This is a genomic window from Desulfobacula sp., assembly GCF_014237455.1.
Classification (GTDB): domain Bacteria; phylum Desulfobacterota; class Desulfobacteria; order Desulfobacterales; family Desulfobacteraceae; genus Desulfobacula.
The window spans coordinates 111,032-126,374 of record NZ_JABZFL010000096.1; the positions used below are offsets into that span (position 1 = coordinate 111,032).

Genomic DNA, 15,343 nt, shown 5'->3' on the forward strand with positions numbered 1-15,343 from the left:
AAAGGATTGTTCAAATTTTACAAAATTTCAATACATAAAATTGACCTGATTCTAAAATTTCGAAATAACCCAAAACAATCTCACCGGCATTATCGGCTGTCCGCAATATTTTTTCTCTTCACTCCAAGAATCAATACAGATGAAATAAGATAAAATATGGCAAACAAGCTGAAAACAATTTTGAAATTTGAATCTGTTAGATCGAGGATTATACCTGAAGCCCACGGGCCTAAAAATCCTGCAAAAAATCCATATGCCGTAAATACCATACCAAAAACTCGCCCGAAATTCTCAAGCCCGAAAACCTCGGTCACCAAGGGGGCTGAAACAGTAAAAAGAGCGCCAAAGGCAAGCCCGATAAAGCAGGCTAAAAAACTGATGATATAAAGGTGGGTAAACCACGGCATTAGAAAATAAGCTCCCGATGCCATCAAAAAGACGGTCATCAATATTTTTTGTTTGGAATACGTATCTGACAGTCTGCCGCAAACCAGGCGACCAATCCCGTTTAACACATTAAAACAGGTTAATATATAGACATATTGTGTGATACCGTATCCCAGAGATATCCCAAAAGAAGACGCAAGAACGATCAGGGAAATGCCGGCAGCTCCGGACAAAGCCCACACACACCAGAGAAACCAGAAAGATGACATCCTTATTGTCTTTTTCAACGGCAATGTTGATAATTGTTGTTTTCCCTGATCCTTTTTATAGCCGGGGATTTTTATGAACAGGGCAAATGATGTTCCCAAAAAAATAGAAATAACTGCTGCGAAATTAGATGTAAACACATACCCTTTTGAAACAAGAAAGTATGTAAATATCGGTGACATGACTGCTGATGAACCCCCAAAGGTTAAATTGAGGACACCGGTAATCAGCCCTTTTTTTTCAGGAAACAGTCTTTGGAAAATGGTGAGACACGGAATATAGACAAATCCACAGAAAAAGCCTTCACTAAAAGCCCAGATATAAATGTGTTCAATAGTGGTTGCCCTCCCGACAAAGATCATGGCAAGAGAGCAGACAAGACTGCCTGTAAAAATAATAAACCGGCTTGGTATTTTTTCCTGTAATTTTCCGGCCAGAATCATTGAAAATCCTGTCCCGGCCAGGATAAAAAACATCAACCTCCCAATTTGCGCTTTATTCACATGAAAAAGCGCCTGCCATTCCGATGCCATGACACCGGGAAAACCAAACACAAAGGCTCCAGGGAAAAAAATAGTTAAGCAGCCGAATATGAGAATTATTTTCTTGTTTTCAAGGAAAGGCATAGCTTTTTTAGATCATCATAATTGTTCAGTTCCGGGTCATCCAATACCTTTTCAAACAACATCTGCTTAATCTTACCGATATCAGGACCGGGTGCAACACCTGTGAGTTGAATAATATCATTCCCGGTGATCTCAAGATGGTTCATCTGCAAAGATTCCTGCCCGGACAATTCGTCGAACAATTTTTTCAGCCTGATGCGAATTTCAGAAACAGTATAGGGTCTTTTAGCCAAATTCCCTTTTTTATCGGCAATCCTCAGTCTCATGAAATCCCGATAATCAAGCCCGTGTTTATCCAGCATTGCCAGCAGCCTTCTGGCTGCTTTTGGCGTTGTCTGATCAGTCAACGGCCTCATGTGAGTTTTAATCAAAGCCTTGATATAGGTGATATCCTTGGCAGAAAATCTTAATGTTGTAAGATCATGAACCAGGGCCCGAGTATGAGTCTCATGCCCTGCAAATGTCAACTTGCCCTCATTTATTTTTGCGGCATCAAATTTGCCTGTATCATGTAAGAATCCTGCAAGCCTTAACATCGGAAAACGGGGCGATAGCGCATCACCCACCAGCATGCTGTGATCAAAAACCGTCTCACCATGATGGGGACCGCCGTCAAGGCCATGGCACCGATCAAGGCTTGGAAAAATTTTAACCAGCAGCCCGGTCTTTTTTAATGCCTTGAAAAACAGGGAAGGCTTTCCCAGGCCAAGTGCTTTCATAACTTCATGATGGAGTCTCTCTTTGGCAACAGGTCCATCCAGAAGATCCTTATTCCCAAGGATAACCTCAAGGGAGGATAAGGAAAGAGATCCGTCTATCATGGCCACAAACCGGCAGGCCCGGATCATTCTGACGGGATCTTCATGGATTCTTTTTTCAGGGTCCCTGGTAAATCTGATCATCGCATCTTCAAGGTCTTTTCTTCCATTAAAGGGATCAATGATCTTTTTTGTGATGGAATTATAGGCCATTGCATTGATGGTAAAATCTCTTTTGGCCAGATCTGATTCAGGAAAACTTGCCATATCAAACGCCGCCCGCCCGGAAGAGATCTCAACACCATTCACGATACAAATGGGGAACGTTTTTCCAACCGTTTTAACTTTTTGGTCCAAAAAAAGGGATTGTATCTCTTTTATGGATGCATTGGTCAGGATATCAAAATCATCCGGCGTTCTTTGCAGCATGATATCCCTGACAGCACCCCCTACCAGATAGGCCTGGAATCCATTTTTCTTAAACCCGTCTAAAATAAATCGGATGGTCTCTTTACTCTTTTGATGAATCAAGATCCCCACCTTGATAAGAGATCATGGGCAATTTTAAGGTGGTCAAGAATTCTTGCGACAATAGTATCTACCAAATTTTCAATGGTCCTGGGAAACGTATAAAACGAAGGACTTGGCGGCAGGATTACAGCACCGGCACGGCTTGCCCTTGTCATATTTTCAAGATGTATCAGGTTATAAGGGGTTTCTCTTGGAACAAGGATCAAAGGCCGCTTCTCTTTTAAACAGACATCAGCCGACCGTGTGATCAGGTTATCTGCAAATCCGGAAGCGATCCCTGCAAGGGTCTTCATGGAACAAGGGACAACCACCATGCCGGAATGGACAAATGAGCCACTGGCCGGCGCTTTCGATATCTCATCCTGAAAAAATATTTCAAGATCAGTTTCCTGTTTTAATTCAACGCCACAGGAGATCAAAAAATCTTTAAAAGAATCTTCTTTTTTATACCCCATCTCATGTTCAAAAACGCTTAAACCTGAGTCTGACAGGGTTACCATTACACGGATCTTTGCTTCCAAAAGGGCCTTGATCAGTCTCACCCCGTAAATGGACCCGGAAGCGCCGGTGATAGCTACAATAACCGTCTTGTTTTTCATTTTAAAAAGCCCTGTGTCAGTACCCCGATAAAAAGGAGAATTGAAATCATTGAATTTATATGAAAAAATGCCATATTAATATGCGTTAAATTGTCGGGTTTAACAAGCTTATGCTCTGCAATCAAAAGGAGACCAATGACCCCCAAGAACAATAAAAAAACCGGATGCATACCAAAGGTTGCGTGCATGGCCAAAAGAAAAATAAAGGTACAACCATGAAGTATGGAAGAGATGCGCATGGCTTTTTCCGGGCCGATTTTTGACGGCAGGGAAAAAAGCCCTTCCTTTTTGTCAAAATCAATATCCTGGCAGGAATAGAGGATATCAAATCCGGTAATATACGTCATCAGGCCAAGGCTAAGGAAAATGATGCTCCACGACAGGGTCCCGGTAATCGCCACCCAGGCCCCGACAGGGGCAAGGCAGATGGCAAACCCAAGGTAAAGATGACAATATTTTGTAAACCGCTTGGTATAGGAATAAAACAATAGAAAAAACAAGGCGGGAAAAGAAAGCCATAAACAAAGGCGGGACAGCATAGCTGCACAGAAAATAAATACCAGGGATGAGAGCACGACAAAAAGAAAAGATTCCTTTTTTGACAACAGCCCTGAAGGGATTTCTCTTATCGCTGTCCGCTTATTTTTAAGATCAATATCCGCATCCACAATCCTGTTAAATCCCATGGCAGCAGACCTTGCCCCCACCATAGCCAGGAGAATCCAGATAAAATCCCAGGCTGAAGGCGGATGATTCTCCCAGGCCATCGCTACAGCAGACAGCGCAAAGGGAAGCGCAAAAATTGTATGGGAAAATTTAATCATTCTCCCATAAACCAGTATTTTATTTTTAATATATTCCATAGGCAGTTGTGTCACATTGAGGGCATTTCCCTTGTTTCTGCAAAAAACTTTCTATCTGATAAGCATATCGTTTCACTAAAAGTTCGTTGCAGGAATGGCAATAGGTATTTTCAGACGACTGACCTGACACATTTCCAATATAGACGTATCTAAGACCCGCAGCTTTACCTGCCTCATATGCCTTTTCCAATGCTAAAACAGGGGTGGCTGGTCTGTCCATCATGTTATAGCAGGGATGAAATCTTGAAATATGCCAGGGTGTTTCCTGACCCAGATCATTGGCAATATAGTCTGCCATTGCACAAATTTCATCATCATTATCATTCAAGCCCGGGATGAGAAGAGTAGTTATTTCCACCAGGATTCCCATGTCCTTCATTTTTTTAATATTTTCTTTAACCGGTTCAAGCCTTGCCTTGCAATAAGTCTGGTAAAACCTGTCATTAAATGCCTTTAGATCCACATTAGCCGCATCAAGATAGGGGGAAACCATTTCAAGAGCTCTTGTGCTCATATAACCATTGGTGACAAAAATATTTAACAGGCCCTGATTTTTAGCAAGCCTGGCCGTCTCAAGAGCCAGTTCAAAAAAGACGGTGGGTTCTGTATATGTATATGAGATGCTGTCGCAACCTGTTTTTATGGCTTCTTTGACAATGGCTTCAGGAAAAAAATCTCTTCCCTGGATCAGACCATCGTAATCCGACGGCATCTGGGCAATATTGGAATTCTGGCAAAAAGCGCATTTAAAATTACATCCCACTGTGGCAATGGAATAGGAACAGGACCCCGGTTTTAAATGGAAAATAGGCTTTTTCTCTATGGGATCAACGCTGGTTGAAATCACTTTTGGATATACCAGAGACATAAGCCTGCCGCCTTTATTTTCACGAACTCCGCAGATGCCCCTTTTCCCATCTTTAATCAGGCAAAAATGGCGGCAGATATGGCATTTTACTCTTTTTCCATCCAGTTTTTCATAGATCAGGGTTTCCATGGTTATGATCTCATTCGTGTGGCCAGTCCTGTCGCAGGACTATAGGCTTTTGGCTTTTTTATCTTCAGCATCAGGGGCCGGGTCCTGAATTTTGGCACCGGCTTGATCCTCATGGCGATGAGGGTTCCCAAAAATGATTTTTGAATAATTTTAATATTTTCAACAAGCGCTGCTATCTGTCCGTAGACAAAAGGAAATTGCAGGGTTGTCTTCCATCTGACAGGAACATTTCCAAGAATGGCAAACAAAATCTGTTTGAGTTCCCAGATGCTGAAAAAATGTGCGTGGGCATAAATATTGGGCACAAAAAAACTTTTAAACCGGCGGACCATGTTTAATGGTGCATATCGGTTCAGGACACAGAGAACAACTGAATCCTTTGCCACTCTGCAGGCTTCTTCAATTGCTTTGGCAGGTCTATCCGTAAATTCAAGACTTGTGAAAAAAAAAGCACCGTCAAAGGCATTGTCATCAAAGGGAAGATCCTCAGCCACACCCCGGTGAAGATCCACCTGATTTCCAAGCCTGTTTGATGCCAGGTCCAGCATATAGGGAGAAGGGTCCAACCCGGTCAGATTCAACCCCTTATCCAGTAATGGTTCCAGGCTGATACCCGTACCGCAGCCGATATCAAGAATTCGCTGTCCTTTTTCAGGGGATAAAAAATCCATCATCAATTTGATTTCAAGATCCAGGGAGTACTTATTTCTAGCCTGATCAAACCAGGCATCATATGATCCGGCCTCTTTAAAATCAAATACATATCCCATAATTAATCCGCCAGCTTAATTAATAATCTCTTTGACCTTTTCCATCATTTCCTTGACGGCGACAACTGCCGGAGAGTCATCTTCCAGTTCAAGAAGCGACCGCCTTTCCATATCAAACTCAAGAAGGTTGTTGTCATCGGGTATGGTGCAGAGTATGGGAACACCAATGCTTTCGGCCTCATCCAGGAATGCTTTGCTCAGTGTTTCCGGTGCCCGGTTAACAATCAGACCCTTATGTTTCACATCCAGTTTAAGACCATCCAGCATTTCATTGATTCTTCCGACAGCCCTCAGGCCTCTTAAGGCATAGTCGGTAACCATTATCAGGATATCCACCTTACCACTGGTTCTGCGGCTTAAATGCTCCATCCCGGCTTCATTATCCACAAGAAGATATTTATAATCGCCTTCCAGCTTCTCGGCAAACCGGTTAAGAATATTATTGACCATACAATAACATCCCTGGCCTTCCTGACGACCCATGACCAGAAGATCAAATGCAGGCTGCTCAATCAACACCTGGTTCATGAGCATTTCAAGATATAATATTTTATCCATGCCTGAGGGGACACCCTGTGGGTCTTTCATAAAATCTTCACGGATGTCCCCTACTGTTTTTTCAATATCCAACCCAAGGGTTTCGCCCAGGTTACTGTTCGGATCCGCATCAATTGCAAGAAGGGGATCCTTTAGATGTTTTATAAAATATCGGGTCAAAAGTGCTGAAACCGTTGTTTTTCCAACTCCGCCCTTGCCAGCCATTGCGATCACTTTGCTCATATTCACTCCAAATATCTATGTTTAAATCATGTTTCAATAACATAACGCAATCTTTTAAAAAAGCAAACAATCAAAGGTACGCCATTTATTTTGCATATTGCATGGACAGTTCATGATATTTCTTCAGCGTTTCCTGGACTTTTCCAAAGACCGTATCTTCCGGATAGCAAGAATTTAAATCCGGTTCACCCGCCTTGACGCCGCTAAGAACCTGGATCCCCTCTTCAATGGTTCTGACCTTGTAAAGGTGAAACTGCTTTTTCTCGATGGCCTGAACAACATCTTTTCTCAACACAAGATTTTTTACATTTGAAAATGGAATCATGACACCCTGGCTTTTGGTCAATCCTTTTTTAACACAGATATCATAAAATCCTTCTATTTTTTCATTCACGCCGCCGATGGCCTGAATTTCACCTTTTTGATTCACAGATCCTGTCACGGCAATTTCCTGGAAGATAGGAATACCGCTCAAACTGGAAAGGACTGCATATAATTCCGTAGAAGAGGCGCTGTCACCGTCAACGCCATCATAACTTTGCTCAAATGTAATACTGATACTCACGCTTAAGGGATAATTTTGTGCAAACATTCTGCCAAGATAGCCAGAAACAATCATCACCCCTTTGTCATGGGTTTCGCCTGAAAGATCAGATTCATGTTCAATATTAATGATCCCGGACTTGCCCATATAGGATTCTGCTGTAATCCTTGTGGGTCGTCCAAAGGCAATTTCACCCATATCATAAACAGCAAGCGCATTCACCTGGCCTGTCACCTTTCCTTTCACATCAATCAGAACCGTCTGATCATCAAATTGCTCCAATACTTTTTCTTCATAAAGATTATGGCGGAACCTGTGCTGATTGACCGCCTGAATCACATATTCCTGCGAAACCACAAGCGCATCCTCTTTTTTCGCCCAGTAATCCGCTTGTTTCAAAATTCCAAGGATATGACCAAATCTAAGGGAAAGTTTTTTCTGATCAGATACTATCCTGTTTCCATATCCAATCACAGCCCACACACCATCCGGGGTAAAACTTAACAGGTTCTCTTTTTTACAGACCCTGGCAATAAACCTGGCATAATTGTAACCATTCTCATCTGTCAGTTCTGCTTCATAATCAAAATCCGCCCGAACTTTAAATATTTTATTAAATTTGGAATCCGCACTCTGTAAAAGCCTGAAAGGCTCATACCCGCCAACAAGAATCACCTTAACATTCAATGGTATGGGAGCCGGTTTTAAGGAGGGCATGCCGTAATCTGCCTGGCCGGGCATATCTTCAATCTGAAGCATTGAGCTCTGTAGTGTTCTTTTTAAAGATTCCCACACCGGGGAATTCATTAAAAGCGGTTCGATATTAATGACAAGGTAGCCCTTATTGGCCTTCAACAGAGAACCGGCCTGAACCATTGTAAAATCCGTCTCAAATGATCCCATAACCGGTTTTTTTTCAATTTTCCCAAAAAGATTATGAAAACTGGGGTTTGGCTCAAATACGACAGGTGCTCCTTTTTCCCGTCTTCGATCCACCAGTACATTGACCTGATATCTTTTCACAAGAGATCCTGTCATTTCAAAAAGCTTTTTTCCCTCTGTATCCTCCTGGGCCTTAACCCCCAGGAACATGGCAATATTATCAATAATATCTTCCTTAACGTTTTTCAGGTATATTTGAATATCTTTGCAATCCCTGAAATAATATCTTACAGGATCAATCTGCTCTGAAATAAGCTGATCTGTTTTTGAAGCCACAAGCGTCTTTAATACGGCTTTCATTTCCTCCCCAAATTTATTTATTTGAAGGAGAGATTCGTTTAGTCTTTCTTCAACCTGACCTGCATTTTTATCGATTTCCTGATGAGCTGCCTTATCCAGGGCCTGGTATGCCTCCTGGGACATAGGCTGTCCGTCACTGACCGGAACAACCTGGTAACCGGTTTCTGTCCTGATAATCGACAGACCTTGACTTTGAGCAAGCTGTTCAACATCATCCAATACCTCTTTTTGCCGGCTTGAGGTTTCTTTGTGAATAATATTTTGCTCTTCCTGAAAAGATGATGTTTCAAAAAAATCCGGTATTCTGATCTTTATCACTTCGATAAACTGGATCATGCTTTGACTAAAATAGACTGCTGACCCTGCCGGCATTCCAATCACAACCGGACAATACTCATCATCAAAATTATTGACCAGACAAAGATCTTCCGATGTTTCATACTTTTGGGCATGTTCAACAAGAAGCTTTTTGATAATGGTCGATTTGCCGGTGCCTTCCAGGCCTGTAACAAAAATATTATACTCAGGGCCTTTCATATTCAACCCAAAATCAATGGCTTCAACAGCCCGTTTTTGACCGATAATGCTGTCTAAAGGATCCAGTTCAGATGTATCCTGAAAATCAAACAGACCGGAAGGATATTTTTTACTCAACTCTTTTATAGACACCTTAAATCTTTGCCCCATCTTTGCCTCCTTTGCTATATTTCCCGACTCTCAATCCATTGGAATAATCTGGGCATCAGCATATAACATTGAATCATCAAATATATTGCATTGATACGCACCATTTGTCTTGTGCCAGCCTGATCGAATGCTTTCTTTTGCTTTGCCGATTTCATGGCAAAATCTAATTTTTATATTCTTGATCGGCTTTCCATTGCTGTTTATCGTTTTCTGATACAAGGTTTCCAGAAACCCCAGGTATATGGTATTGTTCACATGCCCGTTCACATCAAAATCCGAATATCTCAGGCTGATATCCATCGCCTGTTCCGGCTTAATTCTCCCGCAGGTCTTCCAGTCATCAATTTCCTTATCAAACCATTTCTCTTTTTCAATCTCATAAAGCCCGGAAATTTGGGCTGGCACTTTTGAGATCCGCTTTCGGTTGAAATCAAAAAGAAGCCAGACACTTGATCCCCTGGCAACATCCCCCAAAGGAGATTGTATATGATACTCCCTGAATCCTTTATACCCCTTAAACCCTCTTGACCATGTTGTAATTTTAATATCCTCCCCCAGCATGGGGTAACGGAAAAACTCAATTTCCAGGCGATTTAAAAACCAGACAACCCCTTTTTCAAACAACACATCCGGGCCGGCCCCAATCCCTGTTGAATGAAAAACTGCCATTTCCTGAAAAAATCGGGCAGCAGACTGAATTCTCAATTTAAACTGATGATCTATATCAAAAAAACCTATTTTATGGTGTTTTTCTATCTTCATTTTTTACCTTTTTCCAGTACTTAATCCCTGCGATCTCTTTCTGACACTCAGGGCAGCGCTATCTTTCATCTTTATCTTTTCTCCCAATTATGAATTCTATAATTTTCTCCAGAATAATATTAGATAATATTTGCATATGTCCACATTAATTATTATTTTCTTTGTGATGCAAATAAAAGCTGATATGAATCAGTCAGATAAAAAACAATCGAACAGGAGTTATCATGGAACTGATTAAAATTATAATAGCGGTTATTCTTCCACCATTAGGTGTTTTTTTACAGGTCGGCATTGGCAAACATTTCTGGCTCAACATCCTTTTAACAATTTTAGGATACATTCCGGGCATCATTCATGCCATATGGGTGATCGCAAAAAATAAATAGTACCCAAACAAAAACCGCCAATTTCCCGATTACTGCGTTGGGCAATAAACAAACCAATTTATAAGGATATCTTATCGCCGGGCCCGGGGATAAATGTATCATACCCTTTTTCTTGAAGATGCTTGGCAAACGCAGCACTTTGAGTCTCTTCTCCATGGACAATACCAATTTTCTTTATTCGAAGATTTGACCCTGTAACAATTCTTTCCAGTTCATGTTTGTCTGCGTGGGCACTGAATCCGCCGATTTTTTCAACTTTTGCAAGCAGGGGATAACTTTTTCCAAGTATCTTTATTTCAGGCGGTTCGCCTTTATTTCCTGATTCAGTGGTTTCAGCTCCCAGTTCCTGAATCCGTCTGCCCAGAGTATTTTCAGCCATATACCCCACCAGCAGAATGGTATTTTTCGGATTATGAATCTTATATCTAAGGTGATGCAGGATCCTTCCGGCTTCACACATTCCCGAAGCAGAGATCACCACATGGGATGAAGTGTCCTTTGTCAACTGCATGGATTCTTCCACTGTCTGAACAAATTTAATTTTATCAAAATGAAACGGATTTTCTCCCTTTTCAAGAAAAGTTTCATGGGTTTCCTTATCATATGTTTCCGGATGGTCGCCAAACACCTTGGTGATGTTGGAGGCAAGGGGACTGTCCACATATATGGGACGTCTGGGCACCTCGCCTTTGTCATAAAGTTCATGAAGGATATAAATCAGTTCCTGGGTTCTGCCAAAAGCAAAAGAAGGAATAATCACAGATCCGCCCCTTTCAAATGTATCGTTCAGAACCTTTTTCAGGCTTGACCCCAGGTCTTCAACCGGCTCATGTTCCCGGTCCCCATAGGTACTTTCTGTAATAAACAAATCAATGTCCCTGTCTTCTTCATCAAATATCAGGGTCGGATCTTTTAATATCGGTTTTCCAAACCGTCCCACATCTCCGGTATACAGAATCCGGGTGGTTTTATCATTTCTTTTGATGGTCACCACTGAAAAAGCAGATCCAAGAATATGGCCTGCCACATAAAATTTTACCGTGGTATCTTTACCAATGGTTATAGGATAATGAAAAGGATATCCATCAATAAAACCAAGGGCCTGTTTTGCTTCGTCCATGGTATACAGCGGCGTGACAATATCAAGCTCATGCTGTTTTTGAAGCTTATGAATGGCTTCGACGTTGAGTTCATGAGCGTTCCTTTTCAACATTTTTTTTATATCATTTCTTTCCTTATTAGAAACCTTCTGTTTTACATTATTTTGTTCCAATTGACGCAAAAAGGATCTAAGTAATTTGTAATTTAAATATTGTGCATCTGATTCCTGGATATGACCGCTGTCCATCAGCATATAATCCAGGGCATCTGCCGTGGGTCGGGTGGTCACCACCCTGCCGGAAAAGCCGTTGCCTGTCAGCACGGGAATACGGCCTGAGTGATCGATATGAGCATGGGATAAAATCATGTTGGTGATCTGATGCCTATCTATGGGAAAAATTTTATTTTTTTCTTTACTTTCTTTTCGCCTGCCCTGAAACATACCACAATCAAACAGAATCCGGTCCGTACCCGTATCCAGAAGATGCATTGAACCTGTCACTTCGCCTGCTGCGCCATAGAATGTTACATCCATAAATACCTCAATCATTGTTGTAGGGTTATAAAGGTCTTTTTATTTATTAAAAACCTTTTTCAAAAGTTCCGTTGTTCGCTTGGCAGAATTCTGCCGGATGGCAGCCTCTTCTTCTGCCATATAATAAAATATGCCGTCCATTCCTTTTTCAATCACATGATCGGTCAGATTAGATTTTACATCCGGCACAAACGGAAGTGCTTTGTATTCTTTCATCATATTGTCATAGGCCTGTACTGCCCCGACTTCTGACAGGCTGTCCTCTATCACGGGTTTCATTTCCCGGGCAAGATCCGGTGACATCTTCCCTTTAAAATATTGAGTAGCAGCATCATCGGGCCCGTTATAAATCTCTTTCACATCCTGAAATGTCATCTGGGAAATGGCATTATGAAATAATTGTTTTGCCCTTGGTGTTGCAGTTTCTGCTGCCCTGTTCAGCTTTAATTCAAGATTCTCAAAAAGATACGACATCCCCACCTTATCCAGTATGGATTTCACTTTATTAAGGGTTTCCGGCAAGGGGATATGGATATTTGAATCATTATTAAACCCGTCTTGGGCCCCCAATTGATTCACTACATTACCTGATCCGACTTTAAGCGCTTCTTTGAGCCCGGCTCCGATTTCTTCAATCGTCAGCTCACCTGCTTTATCGCCTATTCCAAATGACTTTAAAATCTCACTGCCCTTATTCAGCCAGGAATTACCGGCAAAAACCTGTGCCGACAACATCAGCGTGACTACGATAACCACTTGCATCATCCATAAACAGTTAGTGTTTATGTTTTTCATTTTCTTCCTCCGTTATCAAATCGCCGCTACTGTCCAGCTTTAACTCCCTATGTTTATTTTTCATGCCAAAAATTCTGCCCAGGAACGCAAAAAACTTTTTAATAGCCCCCCACAACCTGGGTAAAAACCATATCAATAAAAGAATAAACAGAATCAATATCACCAAAAACACCCAAGGGTGAACAAGAGCTGCCCACACCCCTGTGATCACTGCCACATCTTCAAGAACAGAGGCGGTCCAGTTGGATACCGGCTCGGGAGAAGTATTAATCAACAGGCGGGTGCCGGATTTGGCCGCATGGGTGCCGGCGGAAAGCCCTCCCCCTAAAATGCCTGCCGCAACTGCAACAGCCGGATTCACATCACCCACAGCGCCCGCAGCCAGAAGAACGCCTGCCGGGATTCTCACAAAGGTGTGCAGGGTATCCCATCCCGTATCAACTCCCGGAATCTTATCGGCAACAAATTCAACAACATACATCAGCCCTGCTGCCCCGATTACCAAGGGATTCATTAATATTTCAAGACTTTGGGGCAAAACAATATTGTCTGTGACTCCCAAAAGTCCTAAGACCAAAACGGTGGCATATAAATTAATGCCACTGCCCCAGGCAGCCCCCATAGTCAATGAAATAGTTTCTATAATCTGATTAAAATCATCCATACGTTATCAATAAGTTCTCTTTTAGTTAGTCAAACCCGGGAACAGGCTTTTAATCTGCTTTTTAACATCTTCCTTAACAGATTCAATTTTTTCTTCCTGGCCTTCTTTTGTGCCCAATATTTGCTTTAATCCTTCTGCATCCGGTATAACGCCGCTGTCGAGCATTCCTTTCAGATCCGGTCGAATTTTAGGATCAGAAAAAGAGCCTGTTATCAGAACAGGTACCATCAGACCCGATCTCTGTTCGGTGTCCCCCTGGCCTTTCAGGGTGGCAACAAATTTAGGTTCTACCCTTAAATCAAGCAACTCTTTTACAAGATTGGTCTTTCCGGTTACAATTACCCGGATCAAAGGAGAAATCAGACTGGCTCCGTTTGTATTGACCAGACCATTCTTTGCCGTAAAAGGAATCTTCAATTCTGCAAAATCCGTTCTAGGCTTTTTTGTCAGCTGCTCTCCCATTCCAAAGCTGGATTTAACATTTCGCACCGCATTGGCAAGATCGATACCGATAATTGCACCATCCGTAAATAAGAGTTCTCCCTGCCCGGTCAATGTCTGCTTAATCATATCAGGTGTTTCACCCGTCATGGAAAGCCCTATATTGGTTTTCAGTGTTCCTTCAATCAATTCCTTTTGCAGGGCATCTTTCATCAAAGGGCCTGCCTGAATCCCTTTGGCATCAATTGTCACATTTGTCCTTGGGTTTCTTTTTTGAACATTAAACTCAAGTTTTGATGCAACACTTCCCTGGTAAAGATTCAAGCCCAACGGATCTATGGTGATAATACCGTTTTTTGCCAGGATATGGATATCAACATTCTCAATGGTTGCGCCGTGGGCCTTTAATTTCTCGATCTTAACTTTCCCGTCAAGAACCAGTTTTCTTAAAGGACCATAATCTGTTTTTTTCTTTGCAGGCTCAGCAGATTTTGCCTTTTTCGCGGGTGTGCCTCCCGTCTGAGATGTTTCTTCTTTTGCCGGGGGTTCCGGCAGATACCGGTCAAGGTCGATTCCATCCAGGTGGACGTCAAATTTCAGGTTGGGTTTAAAAAACTCTTTGACCGAAGCGGCAACTGCCAACCTGGAATCATCCAGAAGCAACTCACCGTCAGACAGAGATATACTGTCTTTGTTTCCTTTTATACGTACTTTTAAAGCGACTGCATCCAATACTTTTGGATCTTTTGTCTGAACTGGAAAATCAATATTCATCACTGCCAAAAATTTTCTGGGTGAAAAAGAAGATACATTGAGCTCAAGATCAATAGTCTGGCTGACCAGGGGATCAATAAGAGTCCCTTTAAATTTTACTTCCAGCTCTTCCAGGGCTTTTAAAACAAAATCCAGAGCAATGGTCCCTTTACCGGGCTCCTTCCCAATGGGGCCGGCTGTCCCATCAAGAGAAACGGGTTTCCCGTCTATCTTGGCACTAAATGAGAGCCCTACGGGATTTTCAAGACTGATATTCTCTAAATTAAGATTCAGATCCGATATTTCTTTTTTAACACCTGATCCCTGATCAACATAAATTAACTGACCGTTTGTAATGGAGAAATTATCTACCAGCAATGCTTCAATCGGCAACCCCTGTCCTGTTGACGATTTTTCTCTCTTCTTTTCCCTATGCGCTTTTTTCTCTTGTTGTTTGCCAATCCCCTGCCAGTTGGCGTCACCGTTTTTTAATTTTTCCAGATAAATTTTAGGGCTGTCTAAAACAAATGTTTTAACTTCTATTCGTTTTGACAATAACGGCATCACCTTGAGTCTGACCTCAAAATTCTTCACAGATACCATGTCTTTTTCTTTATATCCGGCCAGATTTCCCAGATGAAGGTCGGTCAGTTTCACACCCACCCATGGAAAGACAGACAGATCCATATCGTCACCCAGTGTAAAAGAGCGGCCCGTCGCTTCCACAACTTTTTGTTCGATCGTGGGTTTATACTTTTTAACATCAATAAATTGAGGGATAATAATGACGGCTGCAATGATGAGAACTACAAAAACACCGCCAATGATAAACAACCATTTAAGAATGCTTTTCAT

Annotated in this window: 14 protein-coding genes; 1 reads left to right on the forward strand and 13 read right to left on the reverse strand. The window is 41.9% G+C overall.

Going from position 1 to position 15,343, the window contains the following annotated elements; genetic code table 11:
- Nucleotides 1–89: 89 nt before the first annotated feature.
- The 9 genes from HGJ91_RS14210 to HGJ91_RS14250 all read right to left on the reverse strand — a co-directional run bounded on the left by HGJ91_RS14210 (nucleotide 90) and on the right by HGJ91_RS14250 (nucleotide 9,813).
- On the reverse strand, nucleotides 90–1,280 hold the full coding sequence (locus tag HGJ91_RS14210) for an MFS transporter (protein WP_291348476.1): 1,191 nt from the start codon (nucleotides 1,278–1,280) through the stop codon (nucleotides 90–92).
- Nucleotides 1,253–2,569 (reverse strand): CCA tRNA nucleotidyltransferase, encoded by a 1,317-nt coding sequence (locus HGJ91_RS14215; protein ID WP_291348477.1) that lies wholly within the window; start codon nucleotides 2,567–2,569, stop codon nucleotides 1,253–1,255. Before HGJ91_RS14215 ends, HGJ91_RS14210 begins: the two co-directional genes overlap by 28 nt.
- Nucleotides 2,566–3,168, reverse strand: a complete 603-nt coding sequence (locus HGJ91_RS14220) for a UbiX family flavin prenyltransferase (RefSeq protein ID WP_291348478.1) — start codon at nucleotides 3,166–3,168, stop codon at nucleotides 2,566–2,568. The genes HGJ91_RS14215 and HGJ91_RS14220 overlap by 4 nt, the downstream gene beginning before the upstream one ends.
- Nucleotides 3,165–4,031 (reverse strand): UbiA-like polyprenyltransferase, encoded by an 867-nt coding sequence (locus HGJ91_RS14225; RefSeq protein ID WP_291348479.1) that lies wholly within the window; start codon nucleotides 4,029–4,031, stop codon nucleotides 3,165–3,167. The genes HGJ91_RS14220 and HGJ91_RS14225 overlap by 4 nt, the downstream gene beginning before the upstream one ends.
- Complete coding sequence (gene amrS / locus HGJ91_RS14230) at nucleotides 4,018–5,028, reverse strand: AmmeMemoRadiSam system radical SAM enzyme (RefSeq protein WP_291348480.1); 1,011 nt, start codon at nucleotides 5,026–5,028, stop codon at nucleotides 4,018–4,020. The genes HGJ91_RS14225 and amrS overlap by 14 nt, the downstream gene beginning before the upstream one ends.
- 2 nt (nucleotides 5,029–5,030) lie before the next feature.
- Nucleotides 5,031–5,798 (reverse strand): class I SAM-dependent methyltransferase, encoded by a 768-nt coding sequence (locus HGJ91_RS14235; RefSeq protein ID WP_291348481.1) that lies wholly within the window; start codon nucleotides 5,796–5,798, stop codon nucleotides 5,031–5,033.
- 15 nt (nucleotides 5,799–5,813) lie between these two features.
- A complete protein-coding gene (locus HGJ91_RS14240; protein WP_291348482.1) occupies nucleotides 5,814–6,578 on the reverse strand; it encodes an AAA family ATPase in 765 nt (254 codons plus the stop codon).
- A gap of 85 nt (nucleotides 6,579–6,663) precedes the next feature.
- Nucleotides 6,664–9,051 (reverse strand): ATP-binding protein, encoded by a 2,388-nt coding sequence (locus HGJ91_RS14245; RefSeq protein ID WP_291348483.1) that lies wholly within the window; start codon nucleotides 9,049–9,051, stop codon nucleotides 6,664–6,666.
- 30 nt (nucleotides 9,052–9,081) lie between these two features.
- Nucleotides 9,082–9,813, reverse strand: a complete 732-nt coding sequence (locus HGJ91_RS14250) for an acyl-ACP thioesterase domain-containing protein (RefSeq protein WP_291348484.1) — start codon at nucleotides 9,811–9,813, stop codon at nucleotides 9,082–9,084.
- A 224-nt stretch (nucleotides 9,814–10,037) separates the two neighbouring features.
- On the opposite strand from HGJ91_RS14250, the gene HGJ91_RS14255 reads away from it, so the two are divergent.
- The gene (locus tag HGJ91_RS14255) at nucleotides 10,038–10,199 is read left to right on the forward strand and encodes a YqaE/Pmp3 family membrane protein (RefSeq protein ID WP_291348485.1); all 162 of its coding nucleotides are present in this window, start codon (nucleotides 10,038–10,040) and stop codon (nucleotides 10,197–10,199) included.
- A 58-nt stretch (nucleotides 10,200–10,257) separates the two neighbouring features.
- Here HGJ91_RS14255 and HGJ91_RS14260 read toward each other — a convergent pair whose 3' ends face one another.
- Genes HGJ91_RS14260 through HGJ91_RS14275 form a run of 4 tightly spaced genes read right to left on the reverse strand, consistent with a single transcriptional unit; the run spans nucleotide 10,258 to nucleotide 15,343 of the window.
- On the reverse strand, nucleotides 10,258–11,835 hold the full coding sequence (locus HGJ91_RS14260) for an MBL fold metallo-hydrolase (RefSeq protein ID WP_291348486.1): 1,578 nt from the start codon (nucleotides 11,833–11,835) through the stop codon (nucleotides 10,258–10,260).
- A 39-nt stretch (nucleotides 11,836–11,874) separates the two neighbouring features.
- Nucleotides 11,875–12,630 carry a DUF4197 domain-containing protein gene (locus HGJ91_RS14265; RefSeq protein ID WP_291348487.1) on the reverse strand — a complete coding sequence of 252 codons (756 nt, stop codon included), beginning with the start codon at nucleotides 12,628–12,630 and terminating at the stop codon, nucleotides 11,875–11,877.
- Nucleotides 12,611–13,294, reverse strand: coding sequence for a DUF4126 domain-containing protein (locus HGJ91_RS14270; RefSeq protein ID WP_291348488.1), 684 nt, complete (start codon nucleotides 13,292–13,294; stop codon nucleotides 12,611–12,613). The genes HGJ91_RS14265 and HGJ91_RS14270 overlap by 20 nt, the downstream gene beginning before the upstream one ends.
- 21 nt (nucleotides 13,295–13,315) lie before the next feature.
- Nucleotides 13,316–15,343 carry an AsmA family protein gene (locus tag HGJ91_RS14275; protein WP_291348489.1) on the reverse strand — a complete coding sequence of 676 codons (2,028 nt, stop codon included), beginning with the start codon at nucleotides 15,341–15,343 and terminating at the stop codon, nucleotides 13,316–13,318.

Coding starts and splice junctions, on each gene's coding strand:
- HGJ91_RS14275 (WP_291348489.1), bottom strand. CDS start 15,343: ATGAAAAGCATTCTTAAATGGTTGTTTATCATTGGCGGTGTTTTTGTA.
- HGJ91_RS14255 (WP_291348485.1), top strand. CDS start 10,038: ATGGAACTGATTAAAATTATAATAGCGGTTATTCTTCCACCATTAGGT.
- HGJ91_RS14270 (WP_291348488.1), bottom strand. CDS start 13,294: ATGGATGATTTTAATCAGATTATAGAAACTATTTCATTGACTATGGGG.
- HGJ91_RS14260 (WP_291348486.1), bottom strand. CDS start 11,835: ATGGATGTAACATTCTATGGCGCAGCAGGCGAAGTGACAGGTTCAATG.
- HGJ91_RS14240 (WP_291348482.1), bottom strand. CDS start 6,578: ATGAGCAAAGTGATCGCAATGGCTGGCAAGGGCGGAGTTGGAAAAACA.
- HGJ91_RS14210 (WP_291348476.1), bottom strand. CDS start 1,280: ATGCCTTTCCTTGAAAACAAGAAAATAATTCTCATATTCGGCTGCTTA.
- HGJ91_RS14225 (WP_291348479.1), bottom strand. CDS start 4,031: ATGGAATATATTAAAAATAAAATACTGGTTTATGGGAGAATGATTAAA.
- HGJ91_RS14250 (WP_291348484.1), bottom strand. CDS start 9,813: ATGAAGATAGAAAAACACCATAAAATAGGTTTTTTTGATATAGATCAT.
- HGJ91_RS14220 (WP_291348478.1), bottom strand. CDS start 3,168: ATGAAAAACAAGACGGTTATTGTAGCTATCACCGGCGCTTCCGGGTCC.
- amrS (WP_291348480.1), bottom strand. CDS start 5,028: ATGGAAACCCTGATCTATGAAAAACTGGATGGAAAAAGAGTAAAATGC.
- HGJ91_RS14235 (WP_291348481.1), bottom strand. CDS start 5,798: ATGGGATATGTATTTGATTTTAAAGAGGCCGGATCATATGATGCCTGG.
- HGJ91_RS14245 (WP_291348483.1), bottom strand. CDS start 9,051: ATGGGGCAAAGATTTAAGGTGTCTATAAAAGAGTTGAGTAAAAAATAT.
- HGJ91_RS14265 (WP_291348487.1), bottom strand. CDS start 12,630: ATGAAAAACATAAACACTAACTGTTTATGGATGATGCAAGTGGTTATC.